Source organism: Arthrobacter yangruifuii (genome assembly GCF_009192775.1).
Classification (GTDB): Bacteria; Actinomycetota; Actinomycetes; order Actinomycetales; family Micrococcaceae; genus Arthrobacter_B; species Arthrobacter_B yangruifuii.
Genome location: NZ_VTFX01000005.1, coordinates 656,451 through 676,082 on the forward strand (window position 1 = coordinate 656,451; position 19,632 = coordinate 676,082).

The 19,632-nt window shown below is 66.6% G+C and carries 16 protein-coding genes; 11 read left to right on the forward strand and 5 right to left on the reverse strand.

Going from position 1 to position 19,632, the window contains the following annotated elements:
- Window positions 1–162 precede the first annotated feature (162 nt).
- The 3 genes from frr to GD627_RS13860 all read left to right on the forward strand — a co-directional run bounded on the left by frr (window position 163) and on the right by GD627_RS13860 (window position 2,439).
- Complete coding sequence (frr, locus tag GD627_RS13850) at window positions 163–720, forward strand: ribosome recycling factor (RefSeq protein ID WP_146363403.1); 558 nt, start codon at window positions 163–165, stop codon at window positions 718–720.
- A gap of 77 nt (window positions 721–797) precedes the next feature.
- On the forward strand, window positions 798–1,685 hold the full coding sequence (locus tag GD627_RS13855) for a phosphatidate cytidylyltransferase (protein ID WP_246165513.1): 888 nt from the start codon (window positions 798–800) through the stop codon (window positions 1,683–1,685).
- Window positions 1,686–1,860: 175 nt separating this feature from the next.
- A complete protein-coding gene (locus tag GD627_RS13860) occupies window positions 1,861–2,439 on the forward strand; it encodes a DivIVA domain-containing protein (protein WP_146363399.1) in 579 nt (192 codons plus the stop codon).
- A 6-nt stretch (window positions 2,440–2,445) separates the two neighbouring features.
- On the opposite strand, the gene GD627_RS13865 is transcribed toward GD627_RS13860, so the two are convergent.
- From GD627_RS13865 to GD627_RS13880, 4 genes are read right to left on the reverse strand one after another with little or no spacing between them, the layout of a single operon-like run.
- A complete protein-coding gene (locus tag GD627_RS13865; RefSeq protein ID WP_152273118.1) occupies window positions 2,446–3,945 on the reverse strand; it encodes a sodium/solute symporter in 1,500 nt (499 codons plus the stop codon).
- 27 nt (window positions 3,946–3,972) lie between these two features.
- Entirely contained in the window at window positions 3,973–4,353 is a 381-nt protein-coding gene (locus GD627_RS13870; protein WP_152272965.1) for a DUF485 domain-containing protein, read from the reverse strand.
- Window positions 4,350–5,090: a LytR/AlgR family response regulator transcription factor gene (locus tag GD627_RS13875; protein WP_146363397.1), complete on the reverse strand. Its 741-nt coding sequence runs from the start codon at window positions 5,088–5,090 to the stop codon at window positions 4,350–4,352. Before GD627_RS13875 ends, GD627_RS13870 begins: the two co-directional genes overlap by 4 nt.
- 10 nt (window positions 5,091–5,100) lie before the next feature.
- Entirely contained in the window at window positions 5,101–6,312 is a 1,212-nt protein-coding gene (locus tag GD627_RS13880) for a sensor histidine kinase (protein ID WP_152272966.1), read from the reverse strand.
- Window positions 6,313–6,520: 208 nt separating this feature from the next.
- On the opposite strand from GD627_RS13880, the gene GD627_RS13885 reads away from it, so the two are divergent.
- The 5 genes from GD627_RS13885 to GD627_RS13905 all read left to right on the forward strand — a co-directional run bounded on the left by GD627_RS13885 (window position 6,521) and on the right by GD627_RS13905 (window position 15,365).
- The gene (locus GD627_RS13885; protein ID WP_152272967.1) at window positions 6,521–6,892 is read left to right on the forward strand and encodes a DUF485 domain-containing protein; all 372 of its coding nucleotides are present in this window, start codon (window positions 6,521–6,523) and stop codon (window positions 6,890–6,892) included.
- A 68-nt stretch (window positions 6,893–6,960) separates the two neighbouring features.
- The gene (locus GD627_RS13890; protein WP_210244091.1) at window positions 6,961–8,517 is read left to right on the forward strand and encodes a solute symporter family protein; all 1,557 of its coding nucleotides are present in this window, start codon (window positions 6,961–6,963) and stop codon (window positions 8,515–8,517) included.
- 268 nt (window positions 8,518–8,785) lie between these two features.
- Window positions 8,786–9,067 (forward strand): pyrophosphorylase, encoded by a 282-nt coding sequence (locus tag GD627_RS13895; protein WP_146363391.1) that lies wholly within the window; start codon window positions 8,786–8,788, stop codon window positions 9,065–9,067.
- A 248-nt stretch (window positions 9,068–9,315) separates the two neighbouring features.
- Window positions 9,316–14,835 (forward strand): DUF6531 domain-containing protein, encoded by a 5,520-nt coding sequence (locus GD627_RS13900; RefSeq protein ID WP_152272968.1) that lies wholly within the window; start codon window positions 9,316–9,318, stop codon window positions 14,833–14,835.
- Window positions 14,836–14,945: 110 nt separating this feature from the next.
- A complete protein-coding gene (locus GD627_RS13905; RefSeq protein WP_146363387.1) occupies window positions 14,946–15,365 on the forward strand; it encodes a hypothetical protein in 420 nt (139 codons plus the stop codon).
- Window positions 15,366–15,434: 69 nt separating this feature from the next.
- On the opposite strand, the gene GD627_RS13910 is transcribed toward GD627_RS13905, so the two are convergent.
- A complete protein-coding gene (locus tag GD627_RS13910) occupies window positions 15,435–15,902 on the reverse strand; it encodes an Lrp/AsnC family transcriptional regulator (RefSeq protein WP_152272969.1) in 468 nt (155 codons plus the stop codon).
- A 174-nt stretch (window positions 15,903–16,076) separates the two neighbouring features.
- On the opposite strand from GD627_RS13910, the gene pdhA reads away from it, so the two are divergent.
- From pdhA to GD627_RS13925, 3 genes are read left to right on the forward strand one after another with little or no spacing between them, the layout of a single operon-like run.
- A complete protein-coding gene (pdhA, locus tag GD627_RS13915) occupies window positions 16,077–17,207 on the forward strand; it encodes a pyruvate dehydrogenase (acetyl-transferring) E1 component subunit alpha (RefSeq protein ID WP_425481927.1) in 1,131 nt (376 codons plus the stop codon).
- Entirely contained in the window at window positions 17,207–18,226 is a 1,020-nt protein-coding gene (locus GD627_RS13920; protein ID WP_152272971.1) for an alpha-ketoacid dehydrogenase subunit beta, read from the forward strand. The genes pdhA and GD627_RS13920 overlap by 1 nt, the downstream gene beginning before the upstream one ends.
- Complete coding sequence (locus GD627_RS13925) at window positions 18,226–19,608, forward strand: dihydrolipoamide acetyltransferase family protein (RefSeq protein ID WP_152272972.1); 1,383 nt, start codon at window positions 18,226–18,228, stop codon at window positions 19,606–19,608. The genes GD627_RS13920 and GD627_RS13925 overlap by 1 nt, the downstream gene beginning before the upstream one ends.
- Window positions 19,609–19,632 lie beyond the last annotated feature (24 nt).

A 19,632-nucleotide genomic window follows, 5' to 3' on the forward strand; every position in this document is an offset into this window, starting at 1 on the left:
TTCGCTCGGTGCAGGGAACCCGCACCCTTTTGCGCCGAAAGGGTTCCCCTCCACCTCGCTTCGCTCGGTGCAGGGAACCCGCACCCTTTTGGCTTAGGATGATATTAGAGTCCGGCCACAGAGCCATAGAGCTTTGTGGACACTGTTTTATGAGGAGAGACCGTGATCGAAGACACCTTGAAAGAGGCCGCCGAAAAGATGGACAAGGCGGTGGAAGTTGCTAAGGAGGACTTCTCCTCCGTCCGCACAGGCCGCGCCAACCCGGCATTGTTCAACCGGGTGCTGGTGGACTACTACGGTTCCCCGACCCAGCTGCAGCAGCTGGCATCCTTCGCCACCCCGGACGCCCGCACGCTGCTCATCACCCCCTACGATGTCAGCGCCCTGCGCGCCATCGAGCGGGCCCTGAGCGATTCCGAGGTCGGCGCCAACCCGTCCAACGACGGCAAGGTCATCCGGGTCATCATGCCCGAACTGACGCAGGACCGCCGTAAGGAATACGTCAAGATCGTCCGCGGCAAGGCTGAGGATGCAAAGGTTTCCGTCCGCAACATCCGCCGCAAGGCCAAGGACGGCATCGACCGCCTGGTCAAGGACAGCGAGGTGGGCGAGGACGACGGCGCCCGTGCCGAAAAGGATCTCGACGCCCTGACCAAGGCGCACACGGATTCCATTGACGATCTCCTTAAGCGCAAGGAAGCCGAGCTTCTCGAGGTCTGATGAGTGACGCCCAGCCTCCCACCCAGGCTGGCGGTGCACCGTCCGTTGAGACTGTTCCGGCAGCGAAGGCCAAACAAATGAGCGCAGGGAATTCCGGACGGGTCCGGGGCGGCGGTGCCCGGGACAGCCACGGCGCCGGGAAGCCGGCAAAGGTTTCCCGGGCCGGACGCAACCTGCCTGCTGCCATAGCCGTTGGCGTGATCCTGCTGGGGTCGCTGCTGATGGGCCTGCTCTTCTTCCCCTTCGCCATCGTGATCATCGCGGTGGTGTTTGCCGCCGTCGGCGTGTGGGAAGTGAACCGTGCCCTTGAGGTCCGCGGCATGAAGGTACCGCAGGTGCCTGTGCTGGTCGGATCCGTGGCACTGCCGTTTGCGGCATTCTTCGGCGGCATGGAGGCACTGGCCTTCGCCATGGTCGCCACGGCGGTAGCCATTCTCCTCTGGCGGAGCATCGACACGGCGGACGAGGCGATCCAGAGCATCCTCGCCGGCATCTTCGTGGTGCTCTGGGTGCCGTTCCTGCTCAGCTTTGCCCTCCTGCTGCTCCGCGAGCCGAGCGGGCAGGTCCAGGTTGCCGTGCTGCTCCTGCTAGTGGTTTCGAATGACACCTTCGGCTACCTGGTGGGTGCTTTCTTCGGCAAGCACCCGATGGCCCCCAAGATCAGTCCGAAAAAGTCCTGGGAGGGCTTCGCGGGATCCGCCGCCGGTGCAGGGGTGGTGGGTATCGTCTCGGCGGTGCTGTTCCTGGGCCAGCCCTGGTGGTTTGGCCTGGTGCTCGCCGTGGCAACGGTCGCAGCGGCAACCGCGGGAGACTTCTCGGAATCCATGGTCAAGCGCGAGCTGGGCGTGAAGGACATGTCCAACCTCCTGCCCGGACACGGCGGCGTGATGGACCGGCTGGATTCAGTGGTCTTCGCGTCCCCGGTGGTGTTCCTGCTTTCGGTGTTGCTTTCCGCCGTTTCGTAGGGGCGTCGGAACCGTAACGGTCCGGCAACAACCGGTGCGCCGGAGCCGGAGGGTCCGGTGCCGGCATCGTAGGATATGTCAGAGTTTTCAGCCGACTATCGGCAGGATCCAGGAAACACGGGGTCCTGCCGATAGTAGTTCCACAAGGAAATGACCACGGAGGAACAAGTTATTCATGGACGATGTGCGGCAGGCCAGTGCCCCTTTCGAGCGCGTGGGACGACGGGACTACGGCTACAACATTCGCCAGGTCGATGAGTTCCTCACCAAGGCCCGGGACTATTACAACTCGGACTCCTCCTCGGCCCATCCGGTGACCAGCACCGATGTGCGGTCCATGGCGTTTGACCCGGCGAAGGGCGGCTATGAACCGCAGGCGGTGGACGCCGCGCTGGACCGCCTCGAGGACGTGTTTGCCCAGCGGGAGCGAGACGAACTGATTTCAGGCCGCGGCGAAAAGGCCTGGCTGCTGCAGATCGGGCGGACGTCCGCCGTCCTGCGGGCCCGCCTGCACCGTAAACCGGGGGAGCGGTTCCGCCGCCCCGGAAAAAAGCGCGTCACCAGCTACAACGTCGAGGACGTTGACGCGTTGTGCGACGAGCTCCTCGGCTACTTTGAACGTGACCGCCCGCTCAGCGTCGACGTGGTGCGCCGTGCCGTCTTCCGCGAGGCCAAGGGTCCGCAGGGATACGAGGAAAACCAGGTGGATGCCTTCCTGGACCGGGTGGTCGAACTGATGGCCGCCGTCGACTAGGACGGCTTACCGCCCCCGGAACCGGCTCCCGGCCGGGCACGGTCCCAGCGGCTCCGGCGTGTGCAGCCGGGCCAGGAACTTGGCCGCTCCGCCCGGTGCCGATCCGGCAGTCAGCCGGGATACCAGGACCGTCACCGCAAAGGCGGCCGGGACGGTCCAGGCGGCGGGCTGCTCGATCCAGGCCGGGGTATCGGCTCCGATCCGGGGCAGGACGGCGGAAGCGAGCATGGCCCCGCCGCACAGCAGTGCACCGGTCAGCATTCCCGCCCCGGCCCCGTGCGCGGTCAGCCGGCGCCACCAGATGCCCAGAACCAGCAGGGGACAGAGGGTGGAGGCGGTAAACGCAAACACCGTGCCGATACTCCCGGCCAGCGCCGAGGACTCGGTGAGCAGGGCAATGACCAGGGGAACCACCGCGGCAAGTACGGCCGAGAGCCGGAAACCGCGCACGCTGCCGCGGAAAAACTCCTGGCTGATCACCCCCGCCAGTGAGACCGCCAGTCCGCTGCTGGTGGAGAGGAATGCCGCAAACGCCCCGGCCGTTACCAGTGCAGCCAGCAGATCCCCGGACGCGCCGTCGAAAACCCTCCCCGGCAGCAGCAGTACCGTCGCGTCCGCAGCACCGCCGGCCAGATCCGGTGCATAGATCCTGCCCAGTACGCCGAACGTGATGGGGAAGATGTAGAAGAGGGAAAGCAGGCCCAAAACAATCAGCGTGGTCCGCCGGGCCGAGGCGCCGTCGGGGTTGGTGTAGAAGCGCACCAGAACGTGCGGCAGGCCCAGGGTCCCGCAGAGCAGAGCGATGCTGAGGGAGACATTGCGGTACAGCGGCGCGTGGGTCTCCGCGTCCAATGCTTCCGCCAGCAGCTGCGCACCGTCGGCTCCGGGCGGTCCGTCTCCGGCCAGCCGGAAGAGGATAAACAGCACGGGCACGGCAATGGCCACCAGTTTGAGCCAGTACTGGAAAGCCTGCACGAAGGTAATGGATCGCATGCCGCCGGTCACCACACTCAGGCAGACGACGCCGGTCACCACCAGGCAGCCGATCTCCGCGGGCAGTCCCGTGGTGATGCGCATGGTCAGGGCTGCGCCGTGCAGCTGCGGCACAATGTAGAGCCACCCGATGGCGATCACCAGCAGGCTGGTCAGGCGGCGCACCGGGAGGGATTCCAGCCGGGCGTGCGCGAAATCCGGCACGGTATAGGCTCCGGACCGGCGCAGCGGTGCCGCGACGAAGAGCAGCAGCATCAGGTAGCCGGCGGTGTAGCCGATGGGGAACCAGAGCGCGTCCACGCCGGAGGCGACAATCAGCCCGGCCACACCCAGGAAACTGGCCGCGGAAAGGTATTCACCGCCGATGGCGGACGCGTTCCACCAGGGTTTCACCGTGCGGGAAGCGACGTAGAAGTCACTGGTGGTGCGCGAGATCCGCAGCCCGTAGAAACCGATCAGCAGCGTGGCGGCGGACACCAGTGCCAGGGCGGTGTAACCGATGCCGGGGTTCATGCCCGCGGCCGCATCTCCGGTCACCGGCTACCGCCCGTCCACCAGATCGCGGTACCGGGTTTCATTCCGCTGGGCACTGAGCACATACAGCAGACCGCAGCCGATGACGAGCGGATAGACACCGACGCCCAGCAGGATCCACGGCGCCGGAACGCCGAAAACCGTCAGCTCCGCAATCACGGGCAGGAAGGCCAGCAGCACCGGGACGCTGAGCAGGATCAGCAGGAAGCCGCCGCCCACCACCAGCGCCAGCCGGAGCTGGCTGCGGATCAGGGAACCGATGATCAGTTCGCCCACCTCGGACTGCTCGTCCAGCTCGCGTGAGACAGGGAACGGGGCGGCTCCGGTCCCGGGGGCGGTGACCCGGACCCGCGGGGGTGCCTGGCTGTGGAGCGGGTCGCCGGTCACGACGTCGGCCGGACCCGTCCGGCGTCGAGCGTGCCGCGCACGGCCGGCAGGTGCCGCCGGCTTACCGGAAGGTCCACCTCGCCCAGCTGCACGCTGGCCCGCCCGGCGGTCAGCCGGACCTGGCGGATGTGGTTCCGGGCCACCAGATAGGAGCGGTGGATGCGGACAAAGCCCGCTCCCGCCCACTGCTCCTCCAGATCCGCGAGGGGAACCCGGATCAGGTAGCTGGCATCGGCGGTGTGCAGCCGGGCATAGTCGCCCTGCGCCTGGACGTAGCGGATATCGGCCCGGGAAATGATCCGCGTCGTCGCGCCCTGGACCACGGTCACGACGTCGGCGTCCTGGGGCCCGGCATCGGCCGCGGCGTCGCAGATCCGCCGTACCGACTCGGACAGCCGCTCCGGCCGCACCGGCTTGAGCAGATAGTCCAGGGCGGCCAGGTCAAAGGCCCGCAGCGCCTGGTCCTCGTCCGCGGTCACGAAGACGACAGCGGGCGGGCGCTCCCTGCGGCCCAGGGCCTTGGCAATATCAAGTCCGGACAGGGCGGGCATATGGATGTCCAGGAACACGGCGTCGATGTCGCGGGTCTCGATTTCATGCAGCGCCTGGGCGCCGCTGGCAGCACGGTGCACGGTGCCGATCCGGGCATCGAGTCCCAGGAGGTAGGCGAGTTCCTCGACAGCAGGAACTTCGTCGTCGGCAACAACGACGGTGAGCGGCCGGGGAGGTTTGCGCATGGACAAAAGATTACGCGTCCGTTGGCCGGTTCTCCGGCTGCGACTTGGGGACACGCATGGTGATCAGGGTGCCGGCGCCCGGCGCAGTGTCGATCACCAGCCCGTGGCTCTGCCCGTACACCTGCCGCAGGCGCACATCGACGTTGCGCAGGCCCACGTGGTCGCCGTCCGCATGCCCGGCCAGGACCGAGCGCAGGTACTCAGGGTCCATGCCCACTCCGTTGTCCTCGATGGTGATCACCGCGTCCGCGCCGGCATCGACGGCGGCAATGCTGATCCGCCCCTGTCCGTCCTTGGTGTCCAGGCCGTGGCGGACGGAGTTCTCCACCAACGGCTGCAGGGACAGGAAGGGGATGACGGTGGTCAGCACTTCGGGGGCGATCTGCAGGGCCACCTTCAGCCGCTCACCGAAGCGTGCCCGTTCCAGCAGCAGATACCGGTCCACGGATTCCAGTTCCTGGGCGATGGTGGTGAAGTTGCCGTGGCGGCGGAAGGAATACCGGGTGAAATCGGCGAACTCGACCACCAGCTCGCGGGCACGCGCCGGATCGGTATTGATATAGGACGCAATGGCGTTCAGCGAGTTGTAAATGAAGTGCGGGCTGATCTGTGCCCGGAGGGCACGCACCTCGGCTTCCATCAGCTGGGCACGGGAGGCATCCAGCTCCGCCAGCTCCACCTGCGTGGCGAGCCAGGCGGCAACTTCGTTGGCGGCACGGACCAGCCCGGCACGGACCTCCGGCGCGAAGACCGCCACCGTGCCGACCGTCTCGCCGTTGACCGGCAGAGGGCAGATCAACAGTTCACAGCCACACTCCTGCAGGCCCAATGCCCGCAGTGCGGCGCCGCGGAAAACCCGCGTCCGTCCGGATTCGAGGACCAGCGCCGCCGCGGACAACAGCCGCTGGCGGCGGTAGGGGGTGTCATTGACCGCCCCGTCCCAGGCCAGCACCGCGGTGGCGTCGGTGATCACCAGCGTGTCGCAGTCCAGCAAATCGCGCAGGTGGCGGCTGGCCTTGCGGGCACCGGCCGGCGTCAGGCCGGCACGCAGATGGGCCGAGGCCAGCGAGGCGGTGTGCAGCGTGGCGTAGGTGGCCTGCTCGGCGTCGGACCCCAGGTCCCGCTGTGAACGGCTGAGCCGGAAGCCGAGCACACCCACAGCGGCGACGGTCAGGACGGCAACGGCGCAGACCAGGGCGATATCGACGGCGGGACTGAGCATGGACCCACCCTAGCCGCCCGGCAGCCGCCGGCCGGATACGACGCCGTTCACCGCAGAGAATCGACCGTTCACCGACGCCGGAGTGTGTTCGGCACACAACCGTGCAGGCACTGTAGGACAGTGATGGACGTCACAGCTTGCACGGCGTCGTGTCCTGACCTCCACGGGTGGATGCACCGCGCGGCGGGCATCCAACAGAGGAGGAACAATGGCTGAAGAGCAGCCGGTTTCACACGCTGCGCACCAGGAACAGGTGGACTTCCGGGAAGTCCAGAGCTCGCCTGAGTTCCAGGAACTGCGCAAGCGCCAGCGCAGCTTTATTTTCCCCATGGCCGTGGTTTTCCTGGTCTGGTACTTCGCGTACGTCCTGCTGGCCGACTATGCGCATGACTTCATGTCCACCCCGGTAATCGGAAACATCAACGTGGGCCTGATCCTTGGCCTGCTGCAGTTCGTCAGTACATTCGGCATCACCATGGCGTATGTCAGCTACGCCAACCGCAGGATGGACCCCATCGCCGCGGATCTGCGCCGCGACCTTGAGGCCCACGGAGTCAGCCGCCCGGAGGAGACCAAGTGAACAGCCTGCAGATTTCCGCCGCCACCGAGGTCACAGCCGAGTCCATCAAGGACACCGGGCTGCTGAACATGATCATCTTCGGGCTCTTCGTTGCCGTCACCCTAGTGGTGGTGCTGCGCGCGAGCCGCAACAACAAGACGGCCGCCGACTACTACGCTGCCGGACGGTCCTTCACCGGTCCGCAGAACGGCACCGCCATTGCCGGGGACTACCTCTCCGCTGCTTCCTTCCTGGGCATTGTCGGCGCCATCGCCGTCAACGGCTATGACGGCTTCCTGTACTCCATCGGGTTCCTCGTCGCCTGGCTGGTGGCCCTGCTGCTCGTTGCCGAAATGCTGCGCAACACCGGCAAGTTCACCATGGCCGATGTACTCTCCTTCCGCCTCAAGCAGCGTCCGGTCCGCATTGCCGCGGCCATCACCACCCTCGCCGTCTGCTTCTTCTACCTGCTGGCCCAAATGGCCGGTGCCGGCGGACTGGTTTCCCTGCTCATGGGCATCGACGGCAAGGTAGGCCAGTCCCTGGTCATTACCGTGGTCGGCGCCCTCATGATCATCTACGTACTGATCGGCGGGATGAAGGGCACCACCTGGGTGCAGATCATCAAGGCCGTCCTGCTGATCGCCGGTGCCGCCGTTATGACAGTCTGGGTGCTGGCCCTGCACGGCTTCAATCTTTCGGAACTGCTGGGGGCAGCAGTGGAGACCACCGGCAACCCGGCCATCCTGGATCCGGGGCTGCAGTACGGCAAGTCGGAAACCTCCAAGCTGGACTTCGTCTCGCTCGGCCTGGCACTGGTGCTGGGTACCGCCGCCCTGCCGCACGTGCTGATGCGCTTCTACACGGTTCCCACGGCCAAGGAAGCCCGCCGTTCAGTGGTCTGGGCCATCTGGCTGATCGGCATCTTCTACCTGTTCACCCTGGTCCTGGGCTACGGCGCCGCGGCGCTGATCGGCTCGGACGCCATCAAGGGTGCTCCGGGCGGCGTGAACTCGGCAGCACCGCTGCTGGCCTTCGCGCTGGGCGGACCGGTCCTGCTGGGATTGATCTCCGCGGTCGCCTTCGCCACCATCCTCGCGGTGGTTGCAGGCCTGACCATCACCGCAGCCGCCTCCTTTGCCCATGACATTTACGCCAACGTCATCCGCAAGGACCAGGTGGACGCAGACGGGGAGGTCAAGGTGGCCCGCACCACGGTGGTGGTCATCGGCATCATCTCGATCCTGGGCGGCATCGGTGCCCAGGGCCAGAACGTGGCCTTCCTGGTGGCCCTCGCCTTCGCGGTGGCTGCCAGCGCCAACCTGCCCACGATCATCTACTCGCTCTACTGGCGGAAGTTCACCACCCAGGGTGCCGTGTGGAGCATGTACGGGGGCCTGGGTTCCGCCATTGTGCTCATTGCGTTCTCGCCGGTGGTATCCGGTCTGGAAACGTCCATGATCGCCGGCGCGGACTTCTCCTGGTTCCCGCTGAACAACCCGGGCATCGTGTCCATTCCGCTGGCCTTCTTCCTGGGCTGGCTGGGCACGGTGCTGGACAAGAACACCGAATCCGCCGTCAAGCAGGCGGAGATGGAAGTCCGGTCCCTGACCGGGGTCGGCGCCGAAAAGGCCGTCGACCACTAAGGCAGCTGCCGCAGGCATAAAGGCAGGGCCCGCTCCGGCGGGTCCTGCCTTTTGTGCGCCGCCTAAAAGCGTGCACCGGTAAAAACCGGTGAAAGGTGCACGCAAAAAAGGGGATTCAGCGTCCCGTATTGGTATTGGTATTGTGTGTGTTTGTTACCACTGTCTTCATCGCCCCGTTGCCCGAAAGGTTAGCGGAATCCGTGCAAACGGAAATGTTCAACGGATTTCATCGGGCGGCGGAGCCACTGTCTCTAGGGGGGAAAATCATATGTCACGCGTGTTGTCCACCGAGCAGGCGAAGTCCGCCATCAACCAGGTGCAGTCCATCATCAACGGCGGGTTCACCGACCAGATTCAGGCGCTGGACGCGCAGGGCAAGATCCTGTCTGACCCGAACGTGTGGGACGGCCCGCTGGCCGCCCAGTTCCGCGGATCCACGTGGCCGGAAACCAAGGCCGCCCTGGATAAGGCCCGCCAGGAACTCGAAGAGCTCCGCACCCAGCTCCAGAAGATCTCGCAGGACATCTTCTCCGCAGGCGGCGGCGCCTAAGCGAGCCGTTCCCGTCCGCGTTGTCAGGGCCGGATAGCTGTTCCGCTGCTGCGGACGGCTATCCGGCAGGCACACGCTGCGGACCCGCCGGGCAATCTAGTCGCCCCGGCTGTTCGGCGGGCGGTCGCTTCCGGCCGGCTTTGACCGGTTTTCCCTTGACGTCCCGGCGCCGGTGTTTCGTCCCCGCTGGTACGCCCAAGGTTGTTTGATTCTTCTTTTCCAGTTCTTGCAGTGGGGGACCCTGATTTATGTCTGAGTCTAAGTTTGTCGAAGTTCCGTTGTTGCCCGAGGACGCGCAGGGACGGTTTGTCTACTCCGTAGCTGAAGAGATGAAGCAGGCGTTTGAGAACGCGGCGGCACGGCTCGAAGGGCAGGCTGGCTCCCGGGCATCATTTGTGTCCACAGGTATCGAGGATTTTAAGGGCGCGTTCGCGGACATCTTCCAGGAGAACGCCGCTACTGCAGCCGTTGACGCGGGGAACCTGGCAACGGCCCTTCGTACTGTGGCCAAATATGCCGGGCAGATGATTCCGCTGGCACGCGAAGAAGATGCCAGGCGCAGGGAAAACAATGAATGGGTGTGGCGGCACAACAACCGCAGCTGGCTGGAGGAAGTCGGAGACTGGATCTGGGGCGAAGGGGAACGGCCCAACCAGGAGCGGGGACCGGCCCCAACCTTCGCGCCGGCTACCGCCGTCACCGGCAGCCGCAGAACTCCGCCGTCCGGCAACGCCGGAGGCAACGGAGGCGGGACGTCCTCGGCGCGGCCATCCAACCTGCGCAGTTTCGCGGTCGGTGCCCGGGGGTTGAACGCTGAGCTGATCGGCGTTCCCGGCAGCCTTGAAAGCCACCTTTCCACCTTTGCTGCACAGTGCAACTGGGGCACCATCGAGGCCTCGGGGGTCCTGAGGGCCTACCGTGCGTACCTGACCGCCAACGAAAACGACGCCCGATGGGCCATCACGGTGGCGGATGCCTTTGCCGCAGCCGGGGGAGACGGGAACGTTTCCACCCTTTCGGATGCAGCTCTTGCGGCAGCCCTGGCCGCAGCCGGTGTGGACACCAGCCGGAGCGCCCTCGCTATAGACCCGCCGACCGCGGCAGGGGCCATCCCTACCACCGGTTACGCCAATGACCCGGTGAACACGGCCACGGGTAACTTCATTGAGCCGGAAACGGACCTGGCCTTCGCCGGCAGGGCTTCCAGCCTGGCACTGACCCGGATGTACAACTCACTGCCTTCGGGCCTGGAATCTCCCGGCGTGTTCGGCCCGGGCTGGGCATCGGTCCTGGACCAGCACCTGGTGCTGTCGGATGAGGGCTGCCGCTGGGTCCTGGCTGACGGCCGTGCCGTGGACTTTCCCCGCGAAGGCGAGGGCTGGGGCCGCGCCGTGGGCGAGAACTACTGGGTTGCCCGCGAACCGGCAACCACTTCGCCCCTGACGGACCTGGTGCTGCCCGAGGGCACTACCGAACTGCTGGTGGTGCGCGACAACCAGGGCGCCTGGTGGGCCTACAGCCTTACCGGCGTGTGGCTTGGCGCCGGCGCCGGACCGGGCCGTACCGTCTCCGTCCACCACGAGTCTGCAGCCAACGGGGCTAACGACGCCGGGGCCTCCGCCCGGGTGTCCAAACTCGCCCACGCCTGCGGCCGTTTCCTCGACGTGGATTACATTGACGGCCGCGCTGCGGTGGTGCGTGCCTCGGACGGCCGGCGGGTGGAGTACGGCTATGACGACGCCGGCCGGCTCGTCTCAGTTACCACCGCAACCGGCACCCGGACGTACCGGTGGAACGAGGCCGGCCTGATTGACGCCGTGTACTCCGCCGCCGGCGTGCTGGAAGCGGAAAACACCTACGACGAGCAGGGCCGGGTGATCCTGCAGCTGACCCAGCACGGCCGACGCACCCGCTTCGCGTACCTGCCCGGACGGGTCACGGTTGTCTCGGATGAGGACGGCACCCGTTCCAACTCCTGGATCGCCGATACCAAAGGCCGGCTGGTCGGGGTGCTGGACTCCCATGATCAGCGCCAGTCCATGGCCTATGACCGGCACGGCAATCTGGTCTCCCTGACCGAACGCGACGGATCCGTCACCGTCCACGCCTATGACCAGCGCGGCCGCCGCATCCGTACCGTGACGCCCGAGGGTGCGGACCTGACCTACGGGTGGGACGAGCAGGACCGGATTACCACCCTGGTCACCGAATCCGGGTCCGTCGTTACCTATGAATATGCCGATGACCTTGCCCGGGATCCGTCGGCGATTCTCGATCCGCTGGGCGGTCGGACCGAGCTGACCTGGGACCGTGGCCTGCTGACCCGCGTGACCGACCCGGCCGGGGTAACCGTCGAGTTCGACTACGACAACTACGGCGACCTGATTGCCACCCGCAACGCAGTCGGGGACACGGCAAGGGTCCTCCGCGACGCGGCCGGCCGCCCGGTGGCAGCCATCACCCCCTCGGGCGCCACCACCCGGTTCACCTACAACGCCGCCGGTCTGCTCATCCGGCGCGAGGAAGCGGACGGTGCCGTCTGGTCCTTCGAGCATGATGCCGCCGGGCGGATCACGGCGTCCATCGCCCCGGACGGGGGCCGTTCGGAGCTGGAATACGCGGCCAACGGGGAACTGGTCCGCACCATCGACCCCCTGGGCCGGGCCATTGAGCGGGAGTTTGACGAACTCGGCAATGTCACCGCAGCCATCCTGCCCGACGGCGCCCGGTGGAAATTCACGCAGGACAGCCTCTCCCGGCTGACCGGGATCACCGATCCCGCCGGCCACGACTGGATCCGGGAGTACGACAGGCTCGGCAACCTCACCGCCGTCGTCGACCCGACCGGGGTACGCTCAGAGGCGAGTACGGACCGGAAGACGGGCACGGCCACCCTCGCGAACGCGTTCTCCACCTCCACCTACAGCTTCGATGAGTACGGGCGTCCCGTCCGGGCCGAAGCGCCTGACGGTTCCGCTGAGCTGATCACCTATGACGCGGCCGGGAACCCGGTGGAGCTCGTGGACGGGGAAGGCGGGCTGACCCTGCTGGGACGGGATGTCTCCGGCAAGATCACCTCGGTGACCTCGCCATCCGGGGCCGTGACCCGGTATGAGTACGACATTTGCGGGCGGCCGTGGAAGACCATCGATCCGCTCGGGGCGGTCACCGAACTGGTCTACGACGCCGACCAGCGGGTGGCAGCCCGGATTCTGCCCACCGGTGAAGCCGAAATGTTCGAGTACGACGCCGCCGGCCGCCTGGCATTACGCGTCACGCCCGGAAACGGCGCAGCCCGCTACGGCTACGACAAGGCCGGCCGGCTGAATTTCTCCCAGGACTCCTGGTACGGCACACGCCGGTTCAAATACAACACCGCCGGAGAGCTTATCGAGTCGGTCAACGGCTTGGGCGGGCGGACCCGGTTCGAGTACGACGTCCGGGGACGCCTGGTGCGGATCACCGACCCGCTGGGCGGCGTCACCGAACGTATGTACACGGACACCGACAGCATCGCCTCGGTTCGCGACCCGCTCGGCCGGGTCACAACGTCAACGTATGATCCGGCCGGCAGGCAGCTCTCCCACACCGACCCGGACGGGAACACCACCAGCTGGTCCTATGACCGCTCCGGACAGCAGGTCACCACCTCGTACAACGGGAAGCAGCTCGCCCGCATCGAACGTGACAGGTTGTCCCGTCGGGTGGTCATCGCGGACTCAACTGCCGGGAACGGGCTGACCGTGGAGCACGAGCTCGGGTTCAACCGCCGCGGCCAGCTGACCTCCCGCACCCGCGGCGCCCAAGGGCTCTCCTGGGACTACGACGCCGACGGGCACCGAATGTCCTTCACCGACACCTCCGGTGCCACCACCACTTACGTTCGGGACGCCGTCGGCCGCGTGAAGACCGTGCACAACCCCCGCCTGGGGGACGCAGCGTTTACCTATGATCCGGCAGGCCGGCTGGTTGCCGCCACCGCGGGTGCCCTGGTCCAGGAATGGCAATACCGCAACGGGTACCCGGCCGAACACAACCGCACCGATCTGACGGATGACGGCGCGCCCGACACCACGCTGATCGGCCGGGACGGGGACGGGCGCATCACCGGACTCACCCGTGCCGGGGCAGTGACCCGCTACGCCTATGACAACGCCGGCCAGCTGGCAGCTGCCGCCACCACCCGGGGAGAAGGGGCGGGTGCGTCCGCCCGGGTACAGGTTTCGGAATGGCAGTACGATGCCGGCGGCCGACTGGTCCGGGAGATGACTCCGGCCGGTCCGCGGACGTATGCCTATGACGTTGCCGGGGAACTGACCTCCGTCACGGAGCCGGACGGGTCAAGGACCGAGTACGTCTATGACGGGCTCGGACGCCGGTCGCGGCTGATCGGTCCGGACGGGTCCTGGACCGAATACTCCTGGAGTCCCACCGGTTTCCTCCAAGCGGCAGTTGAACGGGATCGCGACGGTAACGAAACGTCCCGGCACGAGGTCTGGGTGGACGCGCTGGGTGAGCTGGCTGCCGTGGACGGATGCCAGGCGTGGTGGGACACCGCGAACCCGGTCCCCACCTTGGCCGGGATCGACGGCGAGCAGGTGCTGAACCTGCCCGGCGGCATCACGGGGATCGGAGAGGCGTGGACCGCGGCGGGCTGGCGGACGGCGCGTCCGACAGACCATGCCGATCCGTGGGCGGTGCTCGGAAGTCCCGTGCTCCCCGAAGCGGGCCGAACCGCCGGTGCAGCCGGTGTTGCTCCCGGACTGGCAGGAGTGCTGTCCGCAGGGATCCGGCTGACCGGCAACGGCGGCCTGGACATAGCGGGCCTGGAGTGGCTGGGTGCCCGCGCCTATGACCCGGCTACGCGCGGTTTCCTGTCCACGGACCCGCTCGCTCCGGTCCTGGGTGCGGGCTGGGACGGCAACCCGTATTCGTATGCGGGCAACAACCCGCTCAACACCACTGACCCGACGGGTCTGCGTCCCCTCACCGATGAGGACCTGAAGGCCTACGACGCCGCGAACGGCGGTGCCCTGGCAGCGGCGTGGGACTTCGTGAAGGAGAACAAGGACTACCTGATCGGCGGTGCCATGGTGGTCGTCGGCGGCGCCCTGATGCTCAGCGGGGTCGGCGGCCCGGCGGGCCTCGCCCTCGTAGCTGCCGGTGCCGACACCATCATCCAAAAGGCAACTACGGGTTCAGTGAACTGGGGTCAGGTGGCAGTGTCCGGGGCTGTCGGCTGGATAGCGGGTCCCATCGCTGGGAAGGCCGGCCAGGCCGTCGTCTCCGGTCTCGGCCGCGCAGCGGCAACCCAGGCGGGCAAGGCTGCCATCACCAACGGAGCGATTGGCGGAGTCGTCAACACGGGAATGTACTTTGTAACGAATCCCAAGGAAGACTGGTCGTGGCAGGGTGCCGGAGGTGCTCTTGCCGGTGGTGTGGTAACAGGCATGATAAGCCCGCAGGCGGGATACCTCTCCGCTCCGCTGGCGGGCATCGAAGCCAAGCTTGTCCAGTACGCGGTGGCCAGCGGCGGCGCCGTGCTGGGCGGTGGCCTGGAGAAGTACATCACCGGCGATGATTACACGCTTGCGGATATCGGCTTCGACGTTATTGGAGGAAGCATCCTCAGCCACTTCCCAGGGGCATCACAGCTGAATCCGGGCGTTCCTGGGTGGGTGGATCATTCCCTGGCCGCCTATGCGGGAGGCCACGCATCGATAATTTCCAGCGGGCTCGAATTTGTGGCCCGTGAGATTGTCCCTTAATAAACCCGCATAACCGCAGTGTGGGCCCGGTCTGATGTTCCCGGGCCCACACACCATTTCCGCTATTCTTGAAGGCATGAAATCGTCATGGGCAAAGTCAGGAAGTCGCCGTGGAAACTGAGAAGCAACCGGTGCCCGGGCCTGAACGCCCTGCCAGAGAGCTGAGCGAAGAGGATCTGCTGCTGGGGAAGAAAACGGTCAGGGTCATCGAAATCATGTGCCTGGCTGCCATTGCGGTCTGCGCAGGTATTGCGGTTTTTGTTTTTGCGAGCGTCCCCTTGGATACCAAATTGCCGTACAACGGGCAGTTCGGCAGGAACGGAATTCCCATGCCCATCGCGATGCTTGCCGTCTTCCTGGTCCTCACGGGCCTGTGGAGGGCAACGAAGAAGCCGGATGCACACCACCTGAGCAAGGGCGCCCGTGTGAGGGTACCGATCCTCGGAGCCGTGCTCATCCTCGCTTTCGTCGGGGCGCAGTGGGCCATGGCACATGCAATCCTCGTTGAAGGCGGCGCCCTACAGGCATAGCCGGTGGGTGGCTGGTAGAAGCGCAGGCGATGGTCCCGGATGAGAGCCGAGCCAGGGGCTTCGGCCCGATTAGCGCTGGGATCCGGACTGCAGCAGGGGAGTGGCCCGCAGCGGGATCAGCTCACCCATGGCCAGATTGGTGTCACAGCGCTGCACGCCGTCCACCGCCAGTATCTGCTTGTTGATCCGGAACAGGTCCTCCGCATCGGCAGCCACCACCCGCAGCAGGATGTCCGCATCCCCGGTAAGCCCGTGCGCCTCGGTCACTTCGGGAAATTCCGCCAGATCCGCGGTGATCCGGGCCAGCGCCGGCTGATGGACGTGCACGTGGACAAACGCCATCAGCGGATATCCCAAAGCCGCCGGATTGATCCGGCGCTCAAAGGGCAGAAACGCCCCCTTGCGCTCCAACCCGGCCAACCGGGCCTGCACGGTGTTGCGGGACAGCCCCAGCACGGCAGCCAACGCCACCGCCGTGCGCTGGGGATCTTCTGCCAGCGCCAGAAGCAGGCGGCGGTCGGTGGCGTCAAGGAGCATAGTGCGCAACGCTAGCACGCCCCTTGACCGCTTTATAGGGCAGGATGCTCGGTCTTTCCGGAAATGGTTGTGCCACCTGCCGGGTGTGAGTAGGGTCACATCTACCCGGGCAATGGAGCCTGCGGCCGGCCCCGCCACCCCTGGGGCCCAAAACACGGAAGGATGCGTATCCCAGTGTCCCTGCATATCCCGGTGCGGCACCCGGAAAACTCCGGCAGCTCACCCATCGACCCGTACGTACAGCTCGTCACCCCCGACGGCGTCCGTGTTCCAGATCCCCTGTATGACCGCTGGGTCGAGGATATCGACGGCGCCCGGCTCCAGGAGCTCTACATCGACATGGCGGTCATCCGCCGAATTGATACCGAAGCCACGGCCCTGCAGCGGCAGGGCGAGCTGGGGCTGTGGCCTCCGCTGCTCGGCCAGGAAGCCGCCCAGATCGGCTCCGTGCGTTCCCTGCGCTCCTCCGACTTCGTCTTCCCCAGCTACCGCGAAAACGGCGTGGCGTACTGCCGCGGCGTGGCGGTGGGGGAGCTGATGCGGACCTGGCGCGGCAATGCCGGCGCCGGGTGGGACCCGTACACGGTGAACGTGGCACCCACCCAAGTGATCATCGGCGCCCAGGCCCTGCACGCGGCCGGTTACGCCATGGGAATTACCCGCGACGGTACCGACGACGCCGTGATCAGCTACTTCGGGGATGGTGCCACGAGTCAGGGAGATGTCAGCGAGGCGATGGTCTTTGCTGCGAGCTTCAACTCCCCGGTGGTCTTCTTCTGCTCCAACAACCAGTGGGCCATCTCCGAGCCGGTGACCCTGCAGGCGCAGGTACCCATCGCCAACCGTGCCCCGGGCTTCGGCATTCCCTCCATCCGCGTGGACGGAAACGACGTTCTTGCGGTCATGGCGGCAACCAGGGAAGCCCTGGACCGGGCCCGCTCCGGCAACGGGCCGACTTTCATTGAAGCAGTCACCTACCGGATGGGGCCGCACACCACCGCAGATGATCCCACCCGCTACCGGGACTCCGCCGAACTGGAACGCTGGCGGGTCAAGGATCCGCTGTCCCGGCTGCAGGCTTTGCTGGACGCCATGGGCCTGTTCACCGAGGAGTTCGCCGCCGAATCCAGCCGCCGTGCCGACGCCGTGGCCGCCGAGCTGCGCGAAGCGTGCCTCGGGATGCCGGATCCGGGGCCCGCGGATGTTTTTGCCCATGTCTATTCCGAGCCCAACTCCTGGCTGGACCGCCAGCAGGAGCAGTACTCGCGCTACCTCAGCGGTTTCGCTGGCGAGGAGAACCGCTAATGACCAGCATGACTTTCGGACGGGCGATCAACGCCGGCCTGCGCCGGGCGATGGAGCAGGATCCGCGCGTCCTGATTATGGGCGAGGACGTCGGCAAACTCGGCGGGGTCTTCCGGATCACGGACGGACTCCAGAAAGACTTCGGTCCCCTGCGCGTGGTGGACACTCCGCTGGCCGAGTCCGGGATCATGGGCACGGCCGTGGGACTGGCGTTCCGCGGGTACCGCCCCGTAGTGGAGATCCAGTTCGACGGGTTCATCTACCCGGCATTCGACCAGATTGTGTCCCAGGTGGCGAAAATGCATTACCGGACCCGCGGAAAGGTAAAACTGCCGCTGACCATCAGGGTCCCCTTCGGCGGCGGCATCGGCTCACCCGAACACCACTCCGAGTCACCCGAAGCGTACTTCACGCACACGTCCGGGCTGCGCGTGATCAGTGTGTCAAACCCGCAGGATGCCTACACCATGATCCAGCAGGCCATCGCTTCCGATGACCCGGTGCTCTACTTCGAACCGAAGCGCCGCTACCACGTCAAGGGAGACGTGGATGAAGCGGCGGCCCCGCAGCTGCCCATGGGCTCCGCCCGGGTGGTCAGCGAGGGAAGCGACGTGACACTCGTGGCTTACGGGCCGCTGGTTCCCACCGCGCGCGACGCCGCGGTGGCGGCCTCGGACGAAGGAGTGTCCGTGGAAGTCATTGACCTGCGCTCGCTGGCACCGGTCGACTTCGCCACCGTGGAGGCCTCCGTGCGGAAAACCGGCCGGCTGGTGATCACCCACGAAGCTGCCCAGTCCGGCGGTGTGGGCGCCGAGATTGCCGCCAGCATCACCGAACGCTGCTTCGACTACCTCGAACACGCTCCCGTGCGGGTGACCGGCTTCGACATCCCGTATCCGCCCGCCCGGCTGGAATCCCATCATCTGCCGGACCTGGACCGCATCCTTGACGGCGTTGACTGCGTCATGGGCCGTCCCAGTTCCCTGGCCGGCCTCGTTTCCGGATCGGCGGTCGGCTGATGCTGCGCGAATTCCGGCTCCCGGATCTGGGGGAGGGACTCACCGAGTCCGAGATCCTGAACTGGCATGTCAGCGTGGGGGACACCGTGGAGCTGAACCAGGTGATCGCCGACGTGGAGACGGCCAAGGCCGTGGTTGAACTGCCGTCACCGTATGCCGGCATCGTGGCCCGCCTGCACGAACAGGCAGGAACCGTGGTGGAGGTCGGGTCACCGATTGTCTCGTTTGAGGTTGCGACGCCGGCCGGTGCCGACGCAGACGGTTCCGGAACCGGCGGGGAATCCGCGCCGGCGAAGCGGGAGCCTAACCTGGTGGGTTACGGGGCGGTCCCCGACGCGGTGGGGCGCCCTGCCCGACGGCGCCGCGGAGCCGCTGCAGCTGCCGATCCCGTGCCCGTGCCGGTTACCGCTGCTGCGCCCGCAGCTGTCACCGGTGCCGTAGCCGTCGCCGCGGCTGCACCGGCAGTCTCAGCCGCACCCGCCCCGGTGCGGGAACGACCCCGGTCCACTCCGCCGGTCCGCAAGCTGGCCCGGGACATGGGCGTGGACCTCACCGGGGTACAGGGATCCGGACCGGGCGGGCTTGTGGTGCGTGCCGACATCGTCCGTGCTGCCCTTCCGGCCGCGGACACGGCATCGGCCACGGCTGCCCCTGCGGCGGCCGGACCGCAGGGATGTGCCGGCAGGGAGGAGCGGACACCGGTCTCGGGCATGCGGAAGCATACCGCGGCAGCCATGGTGGCCAGCGCCTTCACCGCCCCCCATGCCACGGTGTTCCTCACCGTGGATATCACTCCCACTATGGAGCTGTTGAAACGGTTGAAGCAGCAGCCGGCCTTTGACGGCCTGAAGCTGTCCCCGCTCACGCTGGCGGCCAAGGCGGTGTGCCTGGCGCTGCGGCGGTATCCGTCACTGAATTCACGGTGGGACGAGGCGGCGCGGGAGATTGTCCGCTACAACTATGTGAATCTGGGCATCGCCGCGGCGACTCCGCGGGGGCTGATGGTCCCCAATATCAAGGATGCCCAGGCGCTGAGCCTGCACGGTCTCGCGGCGGCCGTCACGGCACTGGCGCAGACGGCGCGGGACGGGAAAACGCCGCAGGCGGACCTGGCCGGCGGCACCATTTCCATCTCCAATGTGGGCGTGTTCGGTGTTGATGCCGGAACTCCCATCCTGAATCCCGGCGAAGCGGGCATCCTGGCGCTGGGAGCGGTTCGGCGCCAGCCGTGGGAGTACGAGGGGGAAATTGCGCTGCGCTCGGTGATGACACTGAGCCTGTCCTTCGACCACCGGCTGGTGGACGGCGAACAGGGAGCCGGGTTCCTCAGCGACGTGGGAGCGGTCCTGGCCGATCCACTGCTGGCACTGGCCATGGCCTAGCAGGGGCAAGGCCGGACACGCAGC